The 22,631-nt window shown below is 73.1% G+C and carries 24 protein-coding genes; 12 read left to right on the forward strand and 12 right to left on the reverse strand.

Annotation, left to right across the window (positions count from 1 at the left end; genetic code table 11):
* Positions 1–25 precede the first annotated feature (25 nt).
* On the reverse strand, positions 26–904 hold the full coding sequence (locus JFN87_RS08715) for an SAM-dependent methyltransferase (protein ID WP_209339349.1): 879 nt from the start codon (positions 902–904) through the stop codon (positions 26–28).
* Between the two features lie 184 nt (positions 905–1,088).
* Complete coding sequence (locus JFN87_RS08720) at positions 1,089–2,144, reverse strand: methyltransferase (RefSeq protein ID WP_209339350.1); 1,056 nt, start codon at positions 2,142–2,144, stop codon at positions 1,089–1,091.
* A gap of 123 nt (positions 2,145–2,267) precedes the next feature.
* On the opposite strand from JFN87_RS08720, the gene JFN87_RS33575 reads away from it, so the two are divergent.
* The 3 genes from JFN87_RS33575 (at position 2,268) to JFN87_RS08735 (ending at position 5,183) form a co-directional block, all read left to right on the forward strand.
* The gene (locus tag JFN87_RS33575; RefSeq protein ID WP_307865371.1) at positions 2,268–3,329 is read left to right on the forward strand and encodes a helix-turn-helix domain-containing protein; all 1,062 of its coding nucleotides are present in this window, start codon (positions 2,268–2,270) and stop codon (positions 3,327–3,329) included.
* A gap of 121 nt (positions 3,330–3,450) precedes the next feature.
* The gene (locus JFN87_RS08730) at positions 3,451–4,257 is read left to right on the forward strand and encodes an SDR family oxidoreductase (RefSeq protein WP_209339351.1); all 807 of its coding nucleotides are present in this window, start codon (positions 3,451–3,453) and stop codon (positions 4,255–4,257) included.
* 26 nt (positions 4,258–4,283) lie between these two features.
* On the forward strand, positions 4,284–5,183 hold the full coding sequence (locus JFN87_RS08735) for a helix-turn-helix transcriptional regulator (RefSeq protein WP_209339352.1): 900 nt from the start codon (positions 4,284–4,286) through the stop codon (positions 5,181–5,183).
* 117 nt (positions 5,184–5,300) lie between these two features.
* Here JFN87_RS08735 and JFN87_RS08740 read toward each other — a convergent pair whose 3' ends face one another.
* A complete protein-coding gene (locus JFN87_RS08740) occupies positions 5,301–6,017 on the reverse strand; it encodes a TetR/AcrR family transcriptional regulator (protein ID WP_209339353.1) in 717 nt (238 codons plus the stop codon).
* 89 nt (positions 6,018–6,106) lie between these two features.
* Here JFN87_RS08740 and JFN87_RS08745 point away from each other — a divergent pair, with 89 nt between their 5' ends.
* On the forward strand, positions 6,107–6,985 hold the full coding sequence (locus JFN87_RS08745) for an aldo/keto reductase (RefSeq protein WP_209339354.1): 879 nt from the start codon (positions 6,107–6,109) through the stop codon (positions 6,983–6,985).
* Between the two features lie 9 nt (positions 6,986–6,994).
* Here the strand turns inward: JFN87_RS08745 and JFN87_RS08750 are convergent, their stop codons facing one another.
* A complete protein-coding gene (locus tag JFN87_RS08750) occupies positions 6,995–7,432 on the reverse strand; it encodes a glutaredoxin domain-containing protein (protein ID WP_209339355.1) in 438 nt (145 codons plus the stop codon).
* A gap of 162 nt (positions 7,433–7,594) precedes the next feature.
* Entirely contained in the window at positions 7,595–8,209 is a 615-nt protein-coding gene (locus JFN87_RS08755) for an FMN-dependent NADH-azoreductase (protein ID WP_209339356.1), read from the reverse strand.
* Positions 8,210–8,366: 157 nt separating this feature from the next.
* On the opposite strand from JFN87_RS08755, the gene JFN87_RS08760 reads away from it, so the two are divergent.
* Positions 8,367–8,714 (forward strand): winged helix-turn-helix transcriptional regulator, encoded by a 348-nt coding sequence (locus JFN87_RS08760; protein ID WP_209339357.1) that lies wholly within the window; start codon positions 8,367–8,369, stop codon positions 8,712–8,714.
* A gap of 21 nt (positions 8,715–8,735) precedes the next feature.
* Here the strand turns inward: JFN87_RS08760 and JFN87_RS08765 are convergent, their stop codons facing one another.
* Positions 8,736–9,419 (reverse strand): hypothetical protein, encoded by a 684-nt coding sequence (locus tag JFN87_RS08765; RefSeq protein WP_209339358.1) that lies wholly within the window; start codon positions 9,417–9,419, stop codon positions 8,736–8,738.
* Between the two features lie 81 nt (positions 9,420–9,500).
* Between JFN87_RS08765 and JFN87_RS08770 the strand changes: the two genes are divergently transcribed.
* Positions 9,501–10,304: a hypothetical protein gene (locus JFN87_RS08770; protein ID WP_209339359.1), complete on the forward strand. Its 804-nt coding sequence runs from the start codon at positions 9,501–9,503 to the stop codon at positions 10,302–10,304.
* A gap of 39 nt (positions 10,305–10,343) precedes the next feature.
* A complete protein-coding gene (locus JFN87_RS08775; protein WP_209339383.1) occupies positions 10,344–10,685 on the forward strand; it encodes a rhodanese-like domain-containing protein in 342 nt (113 codons plus the stop codon).
* Between the two features lie 374 nt (positions 10,686–11,059).
* Here JFN87_RS08775 and JFN87_RS08780 read toward each other — a convergent pair whose 3' ends face one another.
* The 5 genes from JFN87_RS08780 to paaA are packed head-to-tail and all read right to left on the reverse strand — an operon-like array spanning position 11,060 to position 14,647.
* Positions 11,060–12,109: a 2Fe-2S iron-sulfur cluster-binding protein gene (locus JFN87_RS08780; RefSeq protein ID WP_209339360.1), complete on the reverse strand. Its 1,050-nt coding sequence runs from the start codon at positions 12,107–12,109 to the stop codon at positions 11,060–11,062.
* Positions 12,110–12,670 (reverse strand): 1,2-phenylacetyl-CoA epoxidase subunit PaaD, encoded by a 561-nt coding sequence (gene paaD / locus JFN87_RS08785; protein ID WP_209339361.1) that lies wholly within the window; start codon positions 12,668–12,670, stop codon positions 12,110–12,112.
* Positions 12,664–13,365 carry a 1,2-phenylacetyl-CoA epoxidase subunit PaaC gene (gene paaC / locus JFN87_RS08790; protein WP_209339362.1) on the reverse strand — a complete coding sequence of 234 codons (702 nt, stop codon included), beginning with the start codon at positions 13,363–13,365 and terminating at the stop codon, positions 12,664–12,666. Before paaC ends, paaD begins: the two co-directional genes overlap by 7 nt.
* A complete protein-coding gene (gene paaB, locus JFN87_RS08795) occupies positions 13,362–13,652 on the reverse strand; it encodes a 1,2-phenylacetyl-CoA epoxidase subunit PaaB (protein ID WP_030905597.1) in 291 nt (96 codons plus the stop codon). Before paaB ends, paaC begins: the two co-directional genes overlap by 4 nt.
* A complete protein-coding gene (gene paaA, locus JFN87_RS08800) occupies positions 13,649–14,647 on the reverse strand; it encodes a 1,2-phenylacetyl-CoA epoxidase subunit PaaA (protein ID WP_209339363.1) in 999 nt (332 codons plus the stop codon). Before paaA ends, paaB begins: the two co-directional genes overlap by 4 nt.
* Positions 14,648–15,210: 563 nt before the next feature.
* Between paaA and JFN87_RS08805 the strand changes: the two genes are divergently transcribed.
* From JFN87_RS08805 to JFN87_RS08815, 3 genes are read left to right on the forward strand one after another with little or no spacing between them, the layout of a single operon-like run.
* On the forward strand, positions 15,211–15,975 hold the full coding sequence (locus tag JFN87_RS08805) for a DUF5819 family protein (protein ID WP_209339364.1): 765 nt from the start codon (positions 15,211–15,213) through the stop codon (positions 15,973–15,975).
* Positions 15,972–17,216, forward strand: coding sequence for an HTTM domain-containing protein (locus JFN87_RS08810; protein WP_372449203.1), 1,245 nt, complete (start codon positions 15,972–15,974; stop codon positions 17,214–17,216). The genes JFN87_RS08805 and JFN87_RS08810 overlap by 4 nt, the downstream gene beginning before the upstream one ends.
* Positions 17,213–17,902 (forward strand): TrmH family RNA methyltransferase, encoded by a 690-nt coding sequence (locus JFN87_RS08815; RefSeq protein ID WP_209339365.1) that lies wholly within the window; start codon positions 17,213–17,215, stop codon positions 17,900–17,902. The genes JFN87_RS08810 and JFN87_RS08815 overlap by 4 nt, the downstream gene beginning before the upstream one ends.
* 31 nt (positions 17,903–17,933) lie before the next feature.
* Here JFN87_RS08815 and paaN read toward each other — a convergent pair whose 3' ends face one another.
* Positions 17,934–19,628 (reverse strand): phenylacetic acid degradation protein PaaN, encoded by a 1,695-nt coding sequence (gene paaN / locus JFN87_RS08820; RefSeq protein ID WP_209339366.1) that lies wholly within the window; start codon positions 19,626–19,628, stop codon positions 17,934–17,936.
* Positions 19,629–19,801: 173 nt separating this feature from the next.
* On the opposite strand from paaN, the gene JFN87_RS08825 reads away from it, so the two are divergent.
* Both JFN87_RS08825 and JFN87_RS08830 read left to right on the forward strand, forming a co-directional pair.
* On the forward strand, positions 19,802–21,373 hold the full coding sequence (locus JFN87_RS08825; RefSeq protein ID WP_209339367.1) for a 3-hydroxyacyl-CoA dehydrogenase: 1,572 nt from the start codon (positions 19,802–19,804) through the stop codon (positions 21,371–21,373).
* Complete coding sequence (locus JFN87_RS08830) at positions 21,370–21,972, forward strand: TetR/AcrR family transcriptional regulator (RefSeq protein ID WP_209339368.1); 603 nt, start codon at positions 21,370–21,372, stop codon at positions 21,970–21,972. The genes JFN87_RS08825 and JFN87_RS08830 overlap by 4 nt, the downstream gene beginning before the upstream one ends.
* The last annotated feature ends 659 nt before the right edge of the window (positions 21,973–22,631 follow it).

Genomic DNA, 22,631 nt, shown 5'->3' on the forward strand with positions numbered 1-22,631 from the left:
CGTGCGGGCCGGCCGCTCGATGAGGTCAGTCGCGGCGGGAGTCGCCCGAGCGCGGTGACGGGACGGTCGTGGGCCGCTTGACGGCGACTCCTGCCCAGACCGGTGCGGCGGTGTCGTCGAGGGTGGTCGCGGGGGCCGCCCCGATGTCGGTCACGACCGGGTCGGGACGCCACCGGTGGGGCGGCACGAGGCCGGGCTCCACGAGCTCGGTGCCGTCGAAGAACGCGAGCGTCTCGTCCCGGCCGAGGGAGCGCAGGGCGGTGTCTTCGGCGGCGAAGTCGTCGTGCAGGGAGGCGGATCGGCCCGCGAGCTCCCGCGCGAAGACGCTGATCACCAGGTAGCTGCCGACGGGCAGCGCGTCGACCAGGCGGCGGACGATTGCGTGCGGTTCGTCCTTCGGGTCGATCCAGTGCAGCAGGAGGCCCATCGTCAGCGCGACCGGCTGGGTGAGGTCGATCGTGTCGTGGAGTCGCGGTGCGGTGAGGATGCTGTCCGGGTCGGTGAAGTCGGCCTGGAGGTAGGTCGTACGGCCGGCGGGGTTGGTGACATGCAGGGCACGCGAGTGGGCCAGGACGATGGGGTCGTTGTCGACGTAGACGACTCGGGCCTCCGGCGCGGTCCCCTGCGCGACCTCGTGCAGGTTGGGCGAGGTCGGGATGCCGGTGCCGATGTCGAGGAACTGGCGTATGCCGGCCTGCCCGGCCAGATGGCGCACGGCACGCAGCACGAACCGCCGGTTGGCCACGGCGGCCGTCTTCACCGTGGGCATCTTCTGCGCCACCGCGTCGGCCATCGCGCGGTCGGCCGCGTAGTTCGTCTTGCCGCCGAGGAACACGTCGTAGATGCGCGCGGGGTGGGCGCGGTCGGTGCCCAGATCGGTCAGTTGGTAAGCCGAACCGCTCATCCGGTCGTCCGCTGCCGGCAACGAACTCGCCTCCCCTTGTTGGCGTTCTGCCGCATGACGGTAGCGGGTGTCACGCCGTCAGCACGAGCGGGGCGGCGAACGCATTCCCGTGGGGCGGCCGTCGGCCCCGTACCGGGTGCGCTGCACGGAGCCGCGCCTTGCACGCGGCCCGTGCGGGGCGCGGTCAGACGGCTTCGAGTTCGAGGCCCGAGTAGCCGCCGCCGACGGGGTACGTCCGGCCGCGGCGCCAGCCGGAGGCGGTGAAGAGCGCGTCGAACTCGCTCAGGTCCCGTTCGACGCCGCCGGTGACGGCGAGCATCGCCATGTCCGACATGGTGGCGAAGTCAGGCTTGCCGATCTCGCCGACGACGGTCTCCACGACCAGGGCACGTCCGCCCGGGCGGGTGGCGGAACGGCAGTTGCCCAGGATGGTCAGGCATCGCTCGTCGTCCCAGTCGTGCAGGACCGTCTTGAGCAGGTAGAGGTCAGCGGCGGGCACCTCGGTGAAGAAGTCGCCGGCCACCGCGGAGAACCGGTCCGTCAGGCCGCGCCGCCCGGCCTCCCGGGCCGCGCCGTCGACGGCGTGCGGCAGGTCGAGCACCCCGCCGCGCAGCCCGGGGGCGGCCGCCAGCAGTGCCAGGACGAAGTGTCCGTCCGCGCCGCCGACGTCGAGCACGCTGGTCACGCCGTCCGTGCCGACGGCCGCGACGGCACCCTGGGTGACCGCCTCGGACAGCTCGCCCATCGCAGCGGCGAACAGCCGCGCCTCGTCCGCGTTTTCCGGCCGGGCGAGGTAGTCGAATATGTCCGCGCCCAGCGCGTCGTGTGTCTGGCTGGTGCCTTGTCGCACGGCCTCGGGCAGCAGGCCCAGGGACTTCCAGTGCGCGTGCCCGGCCTGGACGAGCAGGAGGGAGCGCAGGGAGCCGGGCTCGTCGGTGCGCAGCAGCCGGCCCCGGCCGGTGAGGCCGAAGCGGCCCGCGCCTTCGTGGCTGAGCACGCCCAGCGAGGCGGCCGCGCGCATCAGCCGGTAGGTGGCACGCTCGTCAGAGCCCTCGCGGTCGGCCACCTCGGCCGCCGTGCGGGCTCCGGCGGCGAGGTGGTCGGGGATGCGGAGCGCGGCGACCGCGTGCAGGGTCTGGACGGTCACGCCGCCGCCGATCAGGTTGATCAGGCTCGCGATGTCCGCTGCCGGACCGGTGGCGGTCTCGTCCATCGCCTGGTGGGGAGTCGTTTCAGTCATGGGCAGACAACCTCGTTCAACTGACGTAGTTCCAAGGCCTGTAGTTTCGTCACCTCGTCGCGGGGAGCGCTTGGATCTGAGCGTCACACTGGTGGATCTCCGTGCCTGACGGAAGAGGACAGCGTGGAGACAGCTCGTGCGGAGGGGCCGGAGGGACCGGCGGGGCCTGCGGGGCCGGCGCAGGAGCCGCCGCGGGAGCCGCCGCAGAGGACGTTCACCCTGGACGTCACGGGGGCGAGGACGGGCAGGGACGGGTTCGACGCCTTCCGGCAGTCCTTCGAGACGCAGACCGGCGAGCCCTGGCCGCTGCCCTCGCTCGACCTCGGCGAGCGCGGGGACTTCCGGATCAGGGTCCGGGGCGCCGTCGTGCACGACGTGCACATCTCCGACGTCTACAGCGAACGCTTCCTCGGACAGCCCACGGTGGCCCGTGACAACGGCGACCGGTTCGAGCTGCACCTGGTGCGGCGGGGTTCCTGGCGCTTCTCCTCGCCCTCCGGACGAGGGGAGGACATCGCCGTCCCGGCCGGGGCCTTCATCGCCCGTCGCAACAACCCGCCCCTGCTGTTCGACGTGCGACCCGGCACCGAGGCGACCGTCCTACTCCTTCCCACCGCCGTGCTCGGCCGTGCCAGTGGCGGGAAGCCGGTCGTCGGTCCGGCCGGCTCCGGAGAGATGCGCCTCCTGACGGCTCACGTCGCGATGGTCCGCGAGACCGCGCACGACCTCAGCCCCACGGGCCTGCACGGCGCACGCGACGCGCTGATAGAACTCGTCAGGACCGTCCTGCGGCATGAGTTCGACGACACCGAACCCCGGCTGGCTCCCGCGCTCGCCCGCGCCGCCATGGACCTCGCGGACGAACACCTCACCGACCCGGACCTGTCCCCCGCGACGCTGGCCCGCCGCCTCAACGTCTCCGTGCGCACCCTGCACCGCGCGTTCACCACTGCGGAGGAGTCGGTGACGGCGTACGTCCGCCGCAGACGGCTGGAGCGCGCACGGCAGGAACTGCTCGCGCCCTTCGCCCGGCCGACCGTCTCGGAGCTCGCGGCACACTGGCACTTCGCGGACAGCAGCCACTTCATCCGCGCCTTCAAGAAGCAGTACGGGCACACTCCCACCCGGCTGACCGCCCTCTCCGACGAACGAAAGCGCCCCCCGCAGGCCCCTCCGGGCCCCTGACGCCCGGGCCTGGCAAGGGGGCCCTCGCGGTACCTGTGACACCAGGGTCTCCCCGACGTCCCACACGCCTGCCAACCTGCTGTAGCCGAAAGCGGCGACAACGCAGACGGGGCGGAGACCAATGGCGGAAAATCACTTCACCACTCACAGGGGCCTTTTCGATCTGAGTGGGAAATACGCCCTTGTCACCGGCGGCACCAAGGGAATCGGGATGATGATCGCGCGCGGCCTTCTCCAGGCGGGCGCGCGCGTCGTCATCAGCTCACGCGACGCGGACACGTGCGCGGAGGCGCAGCATCTGCTCTCCGCATTCGGCGAGGTCCAGGCAATCCCCGCCGACCTGTCCAGGCACGACGAGTGCCGGCGCCTCGCCGATCTCGTCAAGGACGACTCGGAACGCCTGGACATCCTCGTCAACAACGCGGGAGCGATGTGGCGCGAGCCGCTGGAGACGTTCCCGGACGAGGCCTGGGACTCAGTGCTCGACCTCAACCTTAAGTCGCCGTTCTGGCTGGTGCAGGCGCTGCTCCCCGCACTTCGCAGGGCGGGCACCGCCGACGATCCCGCGCGGATCATCAACATCGGCAGCATCGGCGCCATTCACGTCGCCGAGTCGCCCAACTACTCGTACGCCGCCAGCAAAGCGGCACTCCATCAACTCACCAGAGTGCTCGCCAGAGAGCTGGGCCCACAGCACGTGACGGTGAACGCGGTGGCGCCAGGGGTTTTCCCGTCGCGGATGATGGAGTCCACGCTCGATGCCATCGGCGACACGATCGCGGCGTCGGCCCCTCTGCGCCGGCTCGGCCGCGACGACGACATGGCGGGTGTCGCGGTGTTTCTCGCAAGCCGGGCCGGGTCCTACCTCACGGGTACCGTCGTCCCGGTGGACGGCGGCATCGCGACGACCGCATCGGGCACCCCTTGACCGCGGGACGGGCTTACGGTGAGGGGATGGCCACGAAGGATCCACGCACCGAGATCCGGGAGTTCCTCGGCTCGCGTCGCGCCCGTATCGCACCCGAGCAGGCGGGGCTGCCCGCCTACGGCGGCAACCGCCGGGTCAAGGGTCTGCGCCGCGAGGAGGTGGCGCTGCTGGCGGGGGTATCGGTCGACTACTACGTGCGCATGGAGCGCGGCAGCCTCGCCGGTGCCTCCGACGGCGTGCTCGACGCATTGGCCTCCGCCCTGCAACTCGACGAGGCCGAGCGCGACCACCTGTTCCGCCTCGCGCGCCGATCCAGGACGCCCGGCGGCCCACGCCGGCGCAGGCCCGCCGTGACGGTGCGCTCGACGCTGCGGCAGGTGCTCGACGCGATCTCCGATGCGCCGGCCTGGATCGTCAACGGCCGCTATGACGTGCTCGCCATGAATCAGCTCGCTCGCGCGCTGTATTCGCCGGTACTGGCCGACTCGCGACGGCCCGCGAACATGGCGCGGTTCCTCTATCTGAACCCCGAGGCGGCCAGGGATTTCTTCGTCGACTACGACCGGATCGCCGGTGACGCGGCCGCGAAGCTGCGCATGGAAGCCGGCCGCGATCCGCACGACGAGGAGCTGGTCGCCCTGGTCGGCGAATTGTCGACGTGCAGTGAGCTGTTCCGGCAGCGGTGGGCATCCCAGGACGTGCGGCTGCACCGGTCCGGCCGCAAGCGCATGCACCATCCGATCGTGGGCCGGCTCGACCTGGACGTCGAGTCCCTGGAGCTGCCCGCAGAACCCGGCCTGCACCTCAACGTCTGCACCGCGGCCGCGGGCACACCGACCGCCGACAACCTGGCGCTCCTGGCGTCGTGGGCGGCCACCCAGCAGGCGCCGGCGACCGGGATCGAAGCAGGCAGCGGCAACGGCTAGCCCGACCCGACCCGATCCGACCCGGCTCGACCTGACCCCCGGTCCGGTCCGCCGCGGGCACCGGGTTGCCCGAGCCGGATGCCGACCGGTTCGACGCCGTGGTCGCCGGCGTCCTGGCTAGCGGGCGAGTTCGTGCAGCCAGTCGTGCAGGAGCGCGGTCTCGCTCGGGCGGAGTGGGAGGGCGGGGCCGTCCGCGCCGGTGAGGGCGGCGTCGAGAGCGGCGTCCAGGGCGAGGGCGCGTGAGGCGAGGGTGGCGTCCGATGCCGGGGGCGGGTCGACGGTGAGGGAGTCGATGAGGGTGTCGCGCATCCTCGCGGAGACCTCCATGTCGCGCTCGTCCTCCGAGGCGCCGATCAGGGACAGCGTGACCCCCGTGACGGCCGCCAGGGTGAGGTGGGCGGCGAGGGCGGGCGGCACCCGCAGGCACCCGTCGTCGGCGGCACGGTTGAGGAACCTCATGACGAGCGCCTGGGCTTCCCCGGCCGCGGGCGGCCGGCGGCCCGGGCGATCGGAGCCGTACATCAGCAGGTAGAAGGCGGGATGCCGCAGGCCGAAGTCGACGTGCATGTCCCATCCGCGGCGCATGTCGGCGACCGGGTCGCCGCTCTGCGCGAGGGTGTGCTTCTCGGACAGGTAGAGGTCGAAGGCGTGGATGGCCAGCGCCGAGAGGAGGCCGTCCTTGTCGCCGAAGAGCTGGTAGAGCGACGCGGCCCGGATGCCCGCTGCCGCGGCGACGGCGCGGGTGGAGACCGCTTGCGCGCCCTCGCGCTCCAGGATGCCGGCCGCCACTTCGAGGATCTGCCGGCGGGTGCGGCTCTTCGCGTCGTCGTCCACGGTTGCGACGATACGCCATTCGGCGTATCACTGGAACGTCTTGGTGATACGGGATTGAGTGCATCGGTGATACGGCGAGGGGTGAGTTGATGAATCGTGTCGGGTATGGCGCCTTGCAGCTGGCGGGCCAGAACGTGTGGGGGCCGCCGGACGACCCGGAGTCGGCGCGTCAGGTGCTGCGCCTGGCGGTCGAGCTGGGCGTCACGTTCTTCGACACCGCGAACGCGTACGGACCGCGGACGGTGAACCAGCTGATCGGACAGGCCCTGCGGCCACTCCCTGAGGGCGTGATCGTCGGCAACAAGGTCGGTGCCGTGCGCGGCACGGACAGGTCCTGGATCGTCGACGGCCATCCGGACACGGTCCGGCGGCAGGTCCACGAAGCGCTGGCCGACATGGGGACGGAAGCGAGCGAGCTGACATACCTGCGGCTCGTCGGTGACACCCCGGGAGCGCACGCGGACGTGCCCATGGAGGAGTCACTCGGCGTGCTCGTCGAACTGCGCGAGCGGGGGCTCGTCCGGCGTATCGGTCTGTCCGGCGCGTCCCCGCGGATGCTGGCACGCGCGCAGCGGGTGACTCCCATCGCGGCCGTGCAGAACCGCTTCAACCTGATCGACCGAAGCGGCGTGCGGGTGCTCGCCGACTGCGAGGCTCAGGGCATTCTCTTCGTGCCCTACTTCCCGCTGGCGTCGGGCCGGCTCAGTGGCCACCACGCGCTGACGGGCCCCGCGGAGCGTCTCGGCGTCACGCCGGCCCAGGTCGCACTGGCGTGGCTGCTGCGCCGCTCTCCCGCCATGGTCGTCATCCCGGGCACGAGCAAGCCCGGTCACCTGCGCTCCAATGTCGCCGCGTCCGGGATCGCCGAAGACCTGACCGAGGACGAGGTCGCCCGCCTGACCGGGCTCGTCGACGAGTCGAAGGCGGCGCTCGACCGGCCCACGGCGGCTGCCGACGGCGACCGCTGAGCAGGGCGGTCAGGCGGTGCGGGAGAGCTGGTCCCGTACCCACTGGGGGTCGGGGTTGGTGTGCGGGCGGTCCGCCACCAGGACCGTCGGCACGGTCTCGTTGCCCTCGTTGGCGGCGCGCACCGTCGCCGCCGCGTCCGGGTCGAGCCAGATGTTGACCCAGTGCAGCTGCCGGGCGCGGCGGCCGAGGCGCATGCGCAGGCGGATGCAGTACATGCAGCCGGGGCGCCAGAAGACGATGGGGCGGCCGTCGGACGCGCTGCGGCGCTGGGCCTCGGCCGCGCCGATCGAGCGCGGGAAGGCGAGCGGCGACTGCAAGGCCGCCAGCAGCACGAACGCCACAAAGGGCGCGATGGCCGCGGCGGGAGTCCCGCCGAAGGCCATCCCGGCCGCGAAGACCGCGCCGCAGAGTACGAACAGTGCCGGTATCCCCCAGACGCGCCTCATGGACCACAGGCTAGCGACGGGCGGGGGCTCCGGGCGAGGGGTTGCGCGGCCGCGCGGCGGTTACCAGCCATGCGGGGCGCCCGGCTCGTACGTGCGGGGCGCCCCGCGGGGCGTGGCCTTGCGAGGGTGCGGCCTTGGCGGGGGTGCGGCCGTGGCCCTCGGTCAGGCCGCCAGACGGGCGGCGAGGTCCTTGGCCTTGGTGACGGCCTGCTCGTGCGCCTGCTCGCGGGACTTCGAGGCCAGCGGGCGCAGCGCGGCCATCTCCTCCTTGACCGGGGCCAGGGTCAGCTCGGGCACGATGAACTCGATGTCGGTCGCCCCGAACATGCCCTCGAGGACCTTGCGCAGGTAGTTCTGCACGAACTCGAAGTCCTCGCGCGGGGTGCCGGGCGCGTAGGAGCCGCCGCGGCTGGCCACGATCGTGAAGGGCTTCTTGCCGACGGCGGAGTCGGGAGTGGCGTTGTGGCCCGCGATGATCGCGTGGTCCAGCCAGGCCTTCAGGGTCGACGGGATCGTGAAGTTGTACATCGGGGCGCCGATGAGGATGGCGTCGGCGGCCTCCAGCTCGGCGGCGAGCTCGGCGCGCAGGGCGTGGTCCTTGCCACCGGCGGCCGCGGCGGCGTCGAGGTGCGGGAGCGGCTGGGCGGCCAGGTCGCGGTAGATCACGGTGCCGGCCGGGTGCTGCTCCTTCCAGGCCTCGACGAACCTGGCGGTGACCTCACGGGACGCCGAGCCCTCGGGGAAGAGGGACGAGTCGATGTGCAGAAGCGTGGCCATGGAAGCTCTCCAAATGGATCAGGGCACGACGGGGTAGGGGGAACGGAGGGGGAGGTGCTTGAGCGTTGAACCTTCCGTTCGTACCTATGGATAACACAGTCACTTACTTTTTTTCACCCCCGACTGGAAGGTCAGTGCTCCCACTAGGCTGTGAGGCATGGCGCAGCACAGCGAAGACGCGTGCAAACAGGTGGACGTGGGGATCACTCGCGTCTTCGAGCTGCTCGGGAAGCGCTGGACGGGCCCGATCATTTCCGTCCTCCTGGCACGCCCGGTGCACTTTTCCGAGCTCAGGAGGGCTATCCCAGGCATCAGCGAGCGCATGCTCTCCGACCGGCTGACCGAGCTCGGCGCGGCGGGACTTGTCGTGCGCGAGGTGGACGAGGGCCCGCCGCTGAGGGTCGCCTACCGGCTCACGGAGAGCGGCGCGGCGATGGAGCCCGCGCTCAACGAGCTGCTGAGGTGGGCGGAATCACACATGGGTGTCCCGAAGGGCACCTGCTGAGACCGCGGGGCGGCCGGCGGCCTACGGCCGGGGCGGCCGGGGCGGCCGGGGCGTGCCGTCCCAACGCCACGCGGTGAGACGGGGGCGCCCGGGGAGTCCGGCGCGCCCGGTGGCCCACAGCAGGGTGAGCCAGGGGTCCGTCGTCACCGGGGCGTCGGGGAACAGCCGGGCGAGCGTCCGCGCGCAGAGGCCGGCGGGCGGCGTCCAGGCGAGCCCGAGCCCTTCCGCCAGGTCGTGCGTGTGCACGAGCGTCTCCACGACACCCATCGCCGCGAAGCCCTCGGGGTCCGACACCCCGAACGCGTGATAGGCCCGGGTCTCGTCCGGTGCCGTACGCACCATGGCGACCAGCAGCGCGCCGCTCGCCTCCAGCACCTGCATCAGGCCGCCCGGACCGGCGGCACGGTCCGCGAACACCATGTTCGTGGGCCCGCCCGGCCGCTTCTTCTGCATGGCGAAGGGGACGTGGGTGTCCAGCGGCGGTTGCAGCGGCCCGAGTTGGGCGGCGTAGAAGAACAGGTCGTCGGCGAGGTGCTCGACGGTCTCCCAGCAGTCCCACTCCAGCGAACCGGCCTTGCCGTCCCACGCCTCCGCGGGCGCCGTACGCAGGACGTCGACGGCGAGCCGGACGGCGCGGTCGAGGTCGTCCGCGGTCACGGGGGAGGCGGGCGACGGTTCGGCTTCGGATTCGGCTGAACGGGACATGACGGGACCGTATCGCGGCGGGGCGCGGTGGCGGGGCCCGCTGTGGGGCGGGGCGGCGGTCGGGGCCACTACGCTGGCCGGGTGACGCAGGACGTACCCCCTGAAGCCCACGAATCCCAGAGCGCCCGGCTCGAGCGTGCCGTGCGGGCGGCCGAGCACGCCCTCATCGAGTTCGAGATCGCCCTTGAGACGTTCAGGATCGAGGTCGAGAACTTCTCGCGACTGCACCACCAGCGGCTCGGCCCCATGTACGCCCGCCTCGACGAACTCGACGCCCTGATCGCCGAGGCCCGGGCGCGGCGCAGCGGCGACCCCGAGGACCTGCGCAAAGCGCAGGAGGCGCGCGGCATGGTCCAGCCGATGCCGGGCGTCGAGGAGCTGTTCCACGACTGGCTCGACTCCGACGGGCTCTCCCCCGAGGCCGCCGCGATGCTCACCGAGCAGCCCGTACGCCCGCCGCGCCGCGTGCGGCCGAGCGACGAGGCGCGCAAGCTCTACCGCGAACTCGCCCGCAAGGCACACCCCGACCTCGCGCAGGAGGAGGACGAGCGGGCCCGCCGCGAGGAGTTCATCGCGCGCGTGAACGGCGCGTACGGACGCGGCGACGAGGCGCTGCTGAGGGAGCTCGCCGCGGAGTGGGAGGCGGGCCCGGCCCCGAAGCCCACGCCGCTCACCGAGAGCGAGCAGCTCTACGCGCGGCTCGAATGGCTCTCGCAGCGCAAGGAACTGCTCTCGCTGCTGGCGAAGGACCTGGAGGAGTCCGCCATCGGCGCCATGCTCCGGATGGCGCCCGACGATCCGGACCGGCTGCTCGAAGAGGTCGCCGAGCAGCTGCTCGCGCAGGTCGCCGAGCGGGAGGCCGAGCTCGGCGGGCTCGTGCAGTAGGTTCGAAAGGACAGGCCCGAACCGGAAGAGAGCATGACCATGAGCTTTGCCGCGCTGCCGTCCGTCGACGTCACCTCGCTGCCCGCCGACGCCCTCCTGATCGACGTCAGGGAGGACGACGAGTGGTCCGCGGGCCACGCCGAAGGCGCGCTGCACGTGCCGATGAGCGCGTTCGTCGACCGCTTCGGCGAGGTCTCCGAGGCCGTCTCCGACGGCCGCACCGCCTACGTGGTGTGCAGGTCGGGCGGCCGGTCGGCGCAGGTCACGCAGTACCTCGTGCAGCAGGGCGTGGACGCGGTCAACGTCGACGGCGGCATGCTCGCCTGGGACGGCGCCGGACGCCCCCTGGTCGGCGACAACGGCTCCGCCGCGGTCCTGTAGCCCGCGAGCGCGCTCGCGCGCGCCGCGCGCTCGGCCATCGGCCCGTGGCGCGCACCGCCGTGCGCCGGCCCGGTCGGGGAGCCCCGACCCTCAGCTGCGGAGCGCGGAGCGCGCCGCCGTGTGCCGCGTCCGCTCGTTCACCGGCCACTGGGCTGTGGCGCACCGTCGTGCGCAGACCGGTCGAAGAGCGCGGACCGCCGCCGCTGAGCGTGGAGCGCGCCGACCGCCGGCTGCCTGCCGCCCTGCCGGCACCTCTCCGGCGATCCCGGCGCCGGGAGCGGGGGCATTGCCGTTCACCCTGCGAGCGGACGTGGCGTGGCGCGGTCCGGATGCCGGCACCGGGGCCTCGGAGGCCTCGCCCGGGCCCGGGGCCGTTACCTGTCGAAGTCGAGCTCCACTTCCGGCGTCGCCGCGTGCGACTGGCACGCCAGTACGTAGCCGGCCTCCGTCTCCTCCGGCTCCAGCGCGAAGTTGCGGTCCATGGTGACCTCGCCCGAGACGAGGAACGCCCTGCACGTACCGCAGACGCCGCCCCTGCACGCGTACGGTGCGTCCGCGCGCGCCCTGAGCACCGTCTCGAGCAGCGGCTCGCCCGCCTGGACCGGCCAGCTGCCTGACCGGCCCGCGAGCGTGGCCGTGAGCGTGGAGCCCGCCGCCGGGGGCGGCGGCGCGGGTATCGCCTCGCCCACCGCGTCCACGTGGAAGATCTCCTGGTGGATGCGGCTGCGGTCGACGCCGAGCCCGCGCAGCGCACGGTCGGCGCCCGCCACGAGGCCGAGCGGCCCGCACAGGAACCAGCCGTCGACATCGGCCACGGGCAGCAGCGAGGGCAGCAGCCCGGTGAGCCGCTCGCGGTCCAGCCTGCCCGTCGGCAGACCTGCCTGCTGCTCCTCCCGCGAGACCACGGTGACCAGCTGGAAGCGGTCGGGGTAGCGGTCCTTGAGGTCGGCGACGTCGTCGAGGAACATCGTCGACGCGACCGTACGGTCGCTGCGGACCAGGCAGAACCGGGCCTGCGGCTCCCGCGCCAGCAGCGTCGAGGCGATCGAGAGCACCGGCGTGATCCCGCTGCCGCCGACGACCGCCGCGAAACGCCCGGGCCTGGGCTCCAGCACGAACCGGCCCGCGGGCTCCATCACGTCGACCGTGTCGCCCACGGCCAGGCCTTTGAAGGCGTAGGGGGAGAACGCGCCGCCCTCCACCAGCCGCACCCCGACCCGCAGCAGCGGCTCCGCACCGGCGGGAGCGCAGATCGAGTACGTGCGCCTGACCTCCTCGCCGTCCTCGCCCGTCCTGCGCAGCGCGATGTGCTGGCCGGGCGTGTGCAGGAAGGACTCGCGCAGCTCGGGCGGCACCTCGAAGGTGAGGGCGACCGCGTCGTCCGTGAGGCGTTCGACCTCGCTGACCCGGAGCGGATGGAACATCTACAACTCCTTGAAGTGGTCGAACGGCTCTCCGCACGCCGTGCAGCGCCGCAGCGCCTTGCACGCGGTGGAGGAGAACCTGCTGAGCAGCTCGGTGGCCGTGGATCCGCAGTGGGGGCAGCGGATCGCGAGCGACAGCGCCACCGTGCCGTCCGCCCCGCGCGGCCGGGGCGGCGCGATGCCGGACTCGTCGAGCTTGCGCCGCCCTTCCGCGCTGATGTCGTCTGTGGACCAGGGCGGCGACAGCACCGTGACCACCGAGACGTCCCGCTCGCCGTGCGTGTGCAGTACCTGCTCTATGTCGGTGGCCATCGTCTCTATCGCGGGGCAGCCCGTGTACGTCGGCGTGAGCTCGACCCGGACCGCCCGGTGCCCGTCGCCCGCGTACTCCACCCGCACGTCACGCAGCACGCCGAGCTCCGCCAGCGACACGACCGGCAGCTCGGGGTCGGGCACGGCACCCGCCAGCCGGCGCAGCTCGCGCTCCAGGGCCGTCTCGCCCGCGCCGGGCTCGGTGGGCGACGGTGTGGGTGACGGCGCGGGGCGCGCGCCCGTCACCATGTCGCACCCGGGTGGCTGCGGTGCAGGTGCTGCATCTCGGCGAGCATCCGGCCGAACGGCTCGGTGTGCAGGCCCTGCCGCCCGGCGCCCGCCGCCCAGCCGCCCAGCCTCGGCCCGTCGGGCAGCGTCAGCGTGGCGCGCTCGAGCACCTCCCGTATGTCCACCAGCCACTCGGCCTCCAGGGCCGCCGGGTCGGCCTCGAGACCCTCGACGGGCTGGAACAGCTCGCCGGTGAACTTCCACAGCGCCGTGCAGGCGCGCTGCATGCGCGCGTGGCTCTCCTCTGTGCCGTCGCCCAGCCTGAGCGTCCACGTCCTGGCGTGGTCCAGGTGGTACTCGACCTCCTTGGCGGCCTTGGCCGCGAGCGGCGCCAAGTCGCTGTCCGTGGCGGCGAGCGCCCGGTAGAGGGGGAGCTGGTAGGCGGAGAAGTAGAGCTGGCGGGCGAACGTGTGCGCGAAGTCGCCGTTTGGCTGCTCCACCAACTGCACATTGCGGAAGGCCCGCTCCTCGCGGAGGTAGGCCAGCTCGTCCTCGTCCCCGACGAGGGAGTACAGCGACCTCGCCTGGCCGAGCAGATCGAGCGCGATGTTGGCGAGCGCGACCTCCTCCTCCAGGACGGGGGCGTGGCCCGCCCACTCCCCCAGCCGGTGCGAGAGCACCAGCGCGTCATCGGCGAGGGCCAGTGCGGCGCTCACAGGTGCTTCACCCCCTCCGGGATCTCGTAGAACGTCGGGTGCCGGTACGGCTTGTCGGCGGCCGGGGCGAAGAACGGGTCCTTCTCGTCGGGCGAGGAGGCCGTGATCGCGGCGGACGGCACGACCCAGAGGGACACGCCCTCGCCGCGCCGGGTGTACAGATCGCGCGCATTGCGCAGGGCCAGCTCCGCGTCCGGCGCGTGCAGACTGCCCGCGTGCGTGTGGGACAGGCCGCGCCGCGAGCGCACGAACACCTCCCACAGGGGCCACTCCGTCTGCTCGCTCATGCCGCTACCGCCTTCTCGTCAGAACCCGCCGCCTGCTTCGCCGCGTATGCCGCCGCCGCGTCCCGCACCCACGCGCCGTCCTCATGGGCGCGGCGGCGCTGCGTTATCCGCTCCTCGTTGCACGGACCGTTGCCCTTGAGGACCGCCTGGAACTCCGACCAGTCGACCGTGCCGAAGTCGTGTCCGCCCTTTTCCTCGTTCCACCGCAGGTCGGGGTCGGGGAGCGTGAGGCCGAGTGCCTCCGCCTGCGGGACGCAGATGTCCACGAACCGCTGCCGCAGCTCGTCGTTGGAGAACCGCTTGATCTTCCAGGCCGTGGACTGGGCCGAATGGGCGGATTCGCCGTCCGGCGGGCCGAACATCATGAGCGACGGCCACCACCAGCGGTCCACCGCGTCCTGCGCCATCGCGTGCTGCTCGGGGGTGCCCTCGCTCAGGGCGAGCAGCAGCTCGAACCCCTGGCGCTGGTGGAAAGACTCCTCCTTGCAGATGCGGATCATCGCGCGGGCGTAGGGGCCATAGGAGCAGCGGCACAGCGGGACCTGGTTCGTGATCGCGGCGCCGTCCACGAGCCAGCCGATCGCGCCGACGTCCGCCCAGGTCAGCGTCGGATAATTGAAGATCGACGAGTACTTCTGGCGGCCCGCGTGCAGCTTGTCGAGCAGCTCGTCCCTGCCCGTGCCGAGCGTCTCCGTGGCGCTGTAGAGGTACAGGCCGTGCCCCGCCTCGTCCTGCACCTTGGCCATCAGGATCGCCTTGCGCCGCAGGGACGGGGCGCGCGTGATCCAGTTGGCCTCCGGCTGCATGCCGATGATCTCCGAGTGCGCGTGCTGCGCCATCTGCCGTACCAGCGTCGCGCGGTAGGCGTCCGGCATCCAGTCCCGCGGCTCGATGCGCTCCTCGGCCGCCACGGCGGCGTCGAACGCCGCCAGGAACGCGTCCTCGCCGCTCCCGGCGCCCTCGGCCGCGCTCGTCCCACCCGCCACTGCCGTCATCACGACTCCCTACCGACCGATCGTTCGGTTCCCGGACTTCAATGGTCGGTCGGCGGCCCGTAGGGTGTCAACCCTGTGGATAACTGGCTCGCGGCAGCGACACGGATCGGGGCGGGATGGATTCGCACGGGGACAGGGGGACGGGCGCGGGCGGGCCCGTGGGGCCCGAGGGAGCGGGGCCCGGCGCGACGCACCCGTGGGACGCTCCCGCGCCGGGTCCGACCCGCCTCGGCACCGGGCGCCCCGGTGCCTGGGACCCTGGCCCGGTGGCTCCGGACGCCGGGGATGCGGCCTCCGGCCCCGGCGACCCGGCCACCGGCCCTGGCGACCTGGGCACTGGCGCCTCCGCTCCGGAGCCGGACGGTCCTGGCAGCGAGCGTCCCGGTGCCTGGGCCCCGGGCCCTGTGGCGGCGGACGCAGGGGGCCAGGCTTCCAGTCCCGTCGGTGCGGGTGCCGACTCCGGAGGCGGGGCCTCCGGCTCGGGCGGTCCTGGCACCGGCGCCCCGGCTTGGGAGGCGGGCCGCCCAGGCGCTGGGCATCCCGGCGCCTGCGGCCCTGCCCCCGTGGCTCCGGACGCCGGCGGCGCGGGCTCCGGTCCCGGCGGCGCGGCCGCACAGGACGAAGCGGCCGGGGGGCCGCGGCCGGCCGGTGCGGGGATAGCCGGCCTGCCCCGCCGCTACCAGTGGGTCGCCGGCGTCGGGATCGTCGCCGTGCTCGCCGTCGTCTGCGTCCACCTGGCGATGGTCTTCTTCTACGTGGCCCCCGCCAACACGGTCTCCAAGCAGCACTCGCAGCTGATCAACCGGTGGGTGAACCCCGAGTTCGAGCAGAACTGGAAGCTGTTCGCGCCCAACCCGCTCCAGCAGAACGTGCACGTCCAGGCGCGGGCCCGGATCGAGGACGCCTCGGGACGGATGACCACAGGACCCTGGACCGACCTGTCGGCGCAGGACGCCGCCGCGATCCGGCACAACCCGCTGCCCAGCCACACCCAGCAGAACGAGCTCCGCCGCGCCTGGGACTACTTCACGCAGACGCACGACTCCAAGGAGCGGCCGATCGGCGCGAGGGGCAAGCTCTCCGAGGCGTACATGCGCCGCCTCGTCGTGCTGCGGCTCGGCCAGGACCACCCGGGGGAGCCGATGACCCGCATCCAGGTACGGTCCGCGACGACGAACGTCGCGCCGCCGCCGTACGCCGAGGAGAGCACCGACACCCGCACCTCCTACCGGACCTTCCCCTGGTGGACGGTCGGCCCCTCCGACGTGCCCGGCGGCGTGGACAAGTCCGTCGTCGCCGCGAGCGGGAACGGGGAGGCCGCGAAGTGAGCACGTCGACGCCCGCACCGGCTCCCGCATCGCCCCCCGCCGCCCCGCGCCGCCCCGAGGGCGACCCGCTGGAGCGGATCGCGCGCGCCTTCCAGCGCGTCACGGCCACCTCGTTCGGCCCGTACCAGAGCGCCCTCATCCGCATCGGCTTCGCCGGCACCTGGCTCGTCTTCCTGCTGCGCGAACTGCCGCACAGGAACGAGATGTACGGGCCCGACGCGCCCTGGAGCTGGGGCCTGGCCAAGCAGCTGATCGCCGGCAACGGCGCCTTCAGCGGGCTGATGTGGTCGGACAGCGCCGTGTGGTTCGAGATCGTCTACGCCGTCGCGATCATCTCCAGCCTGCTGCTGATGCTCGGCTGGCGCACCAGGACGATGTCGTTCCTCTTCATGTTCGGCGTGCTGTCCCTGCAGAACCGCTCCGTCTTCCTCGGTGACGGTGGCGACAACGTCATCCACCTCATGGCGATCTACCTGGTGTTCACTCGGTGCGGCCAGGTCTGGTCGCTGGACGCGCGCCGTGCGTCCGTGCCCGCGCGCGCCGGCAGGACGGACCGTGTCGGGCCCGCCCTGTGGGCGGTCATGGGCGCGTTCCTCGTCGCCGGTGCGGTGACCGAGCGCGTCGACATCCAGCTGTGGATGCGGGTCCTGCTCTGGGGCGGCTGGGTGGCGCACGGCCTGTGGTGGACGGCGAACCGCTACGCGCCCGCAGGCCAGGAGCGCTCACTGCTCGACGTCTTCGCGAACCTCTTCCACAACGCGGCACTCCTCGTGATCGCCGCCGAGGTCTGCTTCGTCTACGCCACCGCCGGCTGGTACAAGATCCAGGGCACGCGCTGGGAGGACGGCACCGCGCTGTACTACCCGCTGAAGCTCGACTACTTCACGCCGTGGCCGCACCTCTCCGGGCTGCTCGCCGCCAGCAGCCTGTTCGTGCTCCTGTTCTCCTACGGGACGGTGATGGTGCAGGTCGCCTTCCCGTTCACGCTGGTCAACAGGCGCGTCAAGAACGTCCTGCTGGTGGGCATGATGCTCGAGCACGCGGGCATCGCCGTCCTGCTGGGGCTGCCGTTCTTCTCCCTCGCCATGATCACCGCGGACGCGGTGTTCCTCCCGACGGGGTTCCTGCTGTGGCTCGGCGGCAGGGTCGCGCGGGGGCGGGCGCGAGTGCTGCGGCGGGCGGCCGCCGTGCCGGGCCAGCGGCAGGGCAGCACCGAGGAGAGCCGTACCCTCATCGGATGAGCAGTGAGACGGGGGCCGGCGGCGGCACGCCGACCGAGGAGCCGGCGCAGTACGACGAGGGGTTCGGCCCCGAGATCGGCGTGGGACCGCACCCCGGGCCCTGGCCGGCGGGCGACCGCTACGACCCCGCGCTGCTCGCGGCCGGCGACCGGCGCAACGTGGCCGACCGGTTCCGCTACTGGCGGCGCGAGGCGATCGTCGCCGACCTGGACACGCGCCGGCACGACTTCCACGTGGCCGTGGAGAACTGGAACCACGACTTCAACATCGGCTCCGTCGTTCGCACGGCCAACGCCTTCCTGGCGCGCGAGATCCACATCGTCGGGCGGCGGCGCTGGAACCGGCGCGGCGCCATGGTCACCGACCGCTACCAGCACGTGCGCCACCACGCCGGCACGGCCGAGCTGACCTCGTGGGCCGCGGCCGAGGGCCTGCCGGTCATCGGCATCGACAACCTGCCGGGCGCCGTGCCCCTGGAGCACACCGAACTGCCGCGCCGCTGCGTGCTCCTGTTCGGCCAGGAGGGCCCGGGGCTCACCGAGGAGGCCCACGCCCACGCGGCGATGGTGTGCTCCATCGCGCAGTTCGGCTCGACGCGCTCGATCAACGCCGGGGCGGCGGCCGCGATCGCCATGCACGCATGGATCCAGCGCCACGCGCACATCCGGGCAGCCCCGGCCACCTGAGCGGCGCGGCCTCCGTGCCGCGGGGGCCGCGTCAGACCGGGCGGCGCACCTCGACCGTACGGAAGCGGTTCGCCACGAACGCCGCGTCGCACAGCGCCGCGTTGGCCGCCGGGTTGCCGCCCGAACCGTGGAAGTCGGAGAACGCCGCCGTCTGGTTCACGTAGACGCCGCCCGTCAGGTTCAGCGACAGCTGCGCCGACTCCTCCAGGCAGACCTCCTCCACGGCGGCCTCCACGTCGGCGGACGTCGTGTACGCGCCGACCGTCATGGCGCCCTTCTCGCGGACCGTGCGCCGCAGCAGCTCGACCGCGTCATCAGTCGAGTCGACGGCGACCGCGAACGACACGGGACCGAAGCACTCCGCGAGGTAGGGCACCTCGTCGGCGGACTGCCCGTCCTTGTGCGAACCGTCGGCCTTGACGATCAGCGGCGTGCGCACCACGGCGTCCGGGAACTCCGGGTGGACCACCTCGCGCGAGGCGAGCGCCACCTCGCCGAGCTCGGCGGCCGCCTCCAGGCGCGCCTTGACGTCCGGATTGACGAGCGCGCCGAGCAGCGCGCTCGCGCGCGCGTCGTCACCGAGGAGCTTGTCCACGGCCCCCGCGATGTCGGCCACGACCTCGTCGTACGTCTTGTGGCCCGCGTCGGTCTCGATGCCGTCGCGCGGGATAAGCAGGTTCTGCGGGGTGGTGCACATCTGGCCGCTGTAGAGGGACAGCGAGAACGCCAGGTTGCCGAGCATGCCCCGGTAGTCGTCCGTGGAGTCCACGACGACGGTGTTCACGCCGGCCTTCTCCGTGTAGACCTGCGCCTGGCGCGCGTGCTCCTCCAGCCAGTCGCCGAAGGCCGTCGAGCCCGTGTAGTCGATGATGCGGACCTCGGGGCGCAGCGCCAGCACCTTGGCCAGGCCCTCGCCCGGGCGGTCCACGGCGAGCGCGACCAGGTTCGCGTCGAACCCGGCCTCCGCGAGGACCTCGCGTGCCACGCGCACCGTCATCGCCAGCGGCAGCACCGCGCGGGGGTGCGGCTTGACCAGCACCGGGTTGCCCGTGGCCAGGGACGCGAACAGGCCCGGGTAGCCGTTCCACGTCGGGAACGTGTTGCACCCGACGAGCAGCGCGATGCCGCGCGGCACCGCCGTGAACGTCTTGCGCATCTCCAGCGGGTCACGCTTGCCCTGCGGCTTCGACCAGGACGCGGCCGCCGGCGTGCGCGTCTGCTCCGCGTACGCGTACGCCACCGCTTCGAGGCCCCTGTCCTGCGCGTTGGCCCCGCCGGCCTGGAGCGCCATCACGAAGGCCTGGCCGCTCGTGTGCATGACCGCGTGCGCGAACTCGTGCGTACGGGCGGAGATGCGCGCGAGGATCTCCAGGCACACCAGGGCGCGCGTCTCGGGACCGGCCTCGCGCCACGCGCGCATGCCCGCCCGCATGGCCGGCAGCAGCACCTCCACGTCGGCGTGCGGGTACTCGATGCCGAGCGCCGGGCCGTACGGCGACGTCTCGGCGCCCGTCCAGCCGTCCGTGCCCGGCTGGCCGAGCTCGAAGCGGCCGCCCCGCAGTGCCTCGAACGCGGCGAGCCCGTCGGCGGGGCCCGTCTCGCCGTAGGCCTTCGGGTGCTCGGGGTGGGGCGACCAGTAGGCGCGGGTGCGGATGGCGTCGAGCGCCTCGTCGAGCGTGGCCCTGCGGGTCTCGGCGAGCTTCTGGACGCTGAGCTGCGCGGTCATGGTGGGGACCAACTCCTCATCGAGCCGGGTGTGCGGGTCGTCGAGCCGGTGGGCGGACGGTCCGCGCGAAGCCCGGGACACACGTGCACGGACAGGGTTAGAGTAACCGAACGATCGGTCGGTTCAAGAGGGTCCTGGCAGATCTGTGGACAACCCCTGGGAGGATCGTGTCCATGGCAGCAGTCGCGCATCGCCGTCCCGTCTCGGTGGTCGGCACAGGCACCATGGGACAGGGCATAGCCCAGGTCGCCCTGGTCGCGGGCCACCCCGTCCGCCTGTACGACGCGGCCCCAGGCCGCTCGGGGGAGGCCGTCTCGGCGGTCACCGCCCGGCTCGACAGGCTGGTCGAGAAGGGCCGGCTGGAAGCCGCCGGGCGCGACGAAGCGGTGCGGCGCCTCACGGCGGTCGACGACCTCGCGGGCCTCGCGGGCAGCGCGCTCGTCGTGGAGGCCGTGCTGGAGGACGCGGCCGTCAAGCGGCAGCTGTTCGCCGACCTCGAGAAGGTCGTCGCCGACGACTGCCTGCTCGCCACCAACACCTCCTCACTCGCCGTCACCGAGATCGCGGGCGCGCTGAGGCTGCCCGGCCGCTTCGTCGGGCTGCACTTCTTCAACCCCGCCCCGCTGCTTCCGCTGGTCGAGGTCGTCAGCGGGTACGCGACGGACCCGGCCGCGGCCGACCTCGCGTACGAGACCGCGCGCGCGTGGGGAAAAACGCCGGTGCGCTGCTCGGACACCCCCGGCTTCATCGTCAACCGCATCGCGCGCCCCTTCTACGCCGAGGCCTTCCGCCTCCACGAGGAGCGCGCCGCCGACGCGGCGACGATCGACGCGGTCCTGCGCGGCTCGGGCGGCTTCCGCATGGGCCCGTTCGAGCTCACCGACCTGATCGGGCAGGACGTCAACGAGGCGGTCACCCGCTCCGTCTGGGACGCGTTCTTCCACGACCCGAAGTTCACGCCGTCCCTCGCCCAGCACAGGCTCGTCCAGGCGGGCCGCCTCGGCCGCAAGTCGGGGCACGGCTGGTTCCCGTACGGGGACGGCGCGGCGAAGCCCGAGCCGCGCACGGAGGCGCCGTGCGAGGCGCACGGTGACGCGCCGCGCGAGGTCGTCGTCCACGGCGATCTCGGTCCGGCGGCCGGCCTCGCCGGGCTGCTGCGCGAGGCCGGCGTCGAGGTGCGCGGCGGCCGGGACGGCCGCGGAGACGGCGCTGGGGAGATCGAGGTGCCGGGAGGCCCGCGGCTGTTCCTCGCCGGCACCGGCCCCCGCGAGGGCGGCACCGCGGGCGTCGTCCGCTTCGACCTCGCCCTCGACTACCGCTCGTGCACGCGCGTCGCCCTTTCGCCCGCCGACGGCACCGGCGAGAGCGACCTGCGCGCGGCCGTCGGCCTTTTTCAGCGCCTCGGTAAAGAGGTCAGCGTCATCGCCGACGTCCCCGGCATGGTTGTCGCGAGGACGGTCGCCATGCTCATCGACCTCGCGCTCGACGCGGAGGCGTGCGGCGTCGCGTCCCTCCAGGACATCGACACCGCGATGCGGCTCGGCGTCAACTACCCGGCGGGCCCGGGCGAGTGGTGCACGCGCGTGGGCGCCGGATGGGCGCTCGGCGTGCTGCGGGAGCTGCACGAGGAGCACCCGGGCGGCCGGTACGCGCCGAGCCGCGCCCTGCGCGGGCGCGCCGCGGCGGAAGGCGCCGGAGGCGCCGTGGGCGCCCGGAGCGCCGGTGCTGCGGAGGACGGCTCGTGACCACGCCCAGGCGCGACACCTACACGCCGGAGACGCTGCTGTCCGTCGCCGTAGCCGTCTTCAACGAACGCGGCTACGACGGCACGTCGATGGAGCACCTCTCCAAGGCCGCCGGCATCTCCAAGTCGTCGATCTACCACCACATCGCGGGCAAGGAGGAGCTGCTGCGCCGCGCGGTGAGCCGCGCGCTCGACGGACTCTTCGCCATCCTCGACGAGGACGGCGCGACGCGCGGCAAGGCGCTCGCGCGCGTCGAGTACGTCACCCGCCGCATGGTGGAGGTGCTGACGGCGGAGCTGCCGTACGTGACGCTGCTGCTGCGCGTCAGGGGCAACACCCGCACGGAGCGCTGGGCGATGGAGCGGCGCCGCGAGTTCGACCAGCGCGTCGCGGAGCTGCTCGGGGCCGCCGCGTCCGAGGGCGATCTGCGGACCGACGTCGAGGCCCGGCTCGCCACGCGCCTGGTGTTCGGGATGGTCAACTCGCTGGTGGAGTGGTACCGGCCGGACGCACCGGGCGGCTACGACCTGAAGCAGGTCGCGGACGCGGTCGTGCGGCTCGCGTTCGACGGCCTCCGCGCGCCGGGCCCGCCCGCCTGACCCGTCCGCGGGCCGCGCGGGCCGTACGGAAGGCTCCGCGCTTGCCCCGCAGGCCCCACAGGCGGCCCCGAGCGGGCGGAGAAGTGACCCTCCGTCGGTCCGTGGCAGTCACGCGCCTCCGGGCGCCTCCGGGCGCCGCCCAGCCGGTGACAGCTGGGGTGTCGGGCGCGAGGGGCCGCCACGCGCCGACCACCCGGCGCCCTGCCCCGGTGCGGCGCGGGCGGTCGCGGGTTCCGGGAGCCGCGCCGGGCCGCGGGCCAGGGTCCATCCCTGGCCGCCGGGTTCCGGGCGCCGGCCCCTGGTGCAGGCAGCGACAGGCCTCGCCGCATGGTGGGCGCGCACGCAGGGCGGCGGTCGACAGGTGCCGCCGGGGCGGTCGCTCGGCTCGGGCTCGGCCCGCCGGCAGACAGCCCGCTTCCGGAGCGCCACGGGCCGAGGCCGGGCTTCGCTCTGTGGCGCTGGGCCCCAGGGCCACGGCCTCTCCACTGCACGAGTCGTGGGGAAGGGGCGCGCATGTACGCCGGGAGGCGGGTGCCAGGCGCAGCCCGGGCAACCGTACGGTGCGGGGCCGGGCTCCGGTGCCTGGGGGCGACCGCCGCGACGCGGCGCGGGCGCGGCGGCCACGCGGGGCCACGTCCGCAGGGGCCACGCCCGCCGGG

Source organism: Streptomyces montanisoli (genome assembly GCF_017813245.1).
GTDB lineage: Bacteria > Actinomycetota > Actinomycetes > Streptomycetales > Streptomycetaceae > Streptomyces > Streptomyces montanisoli.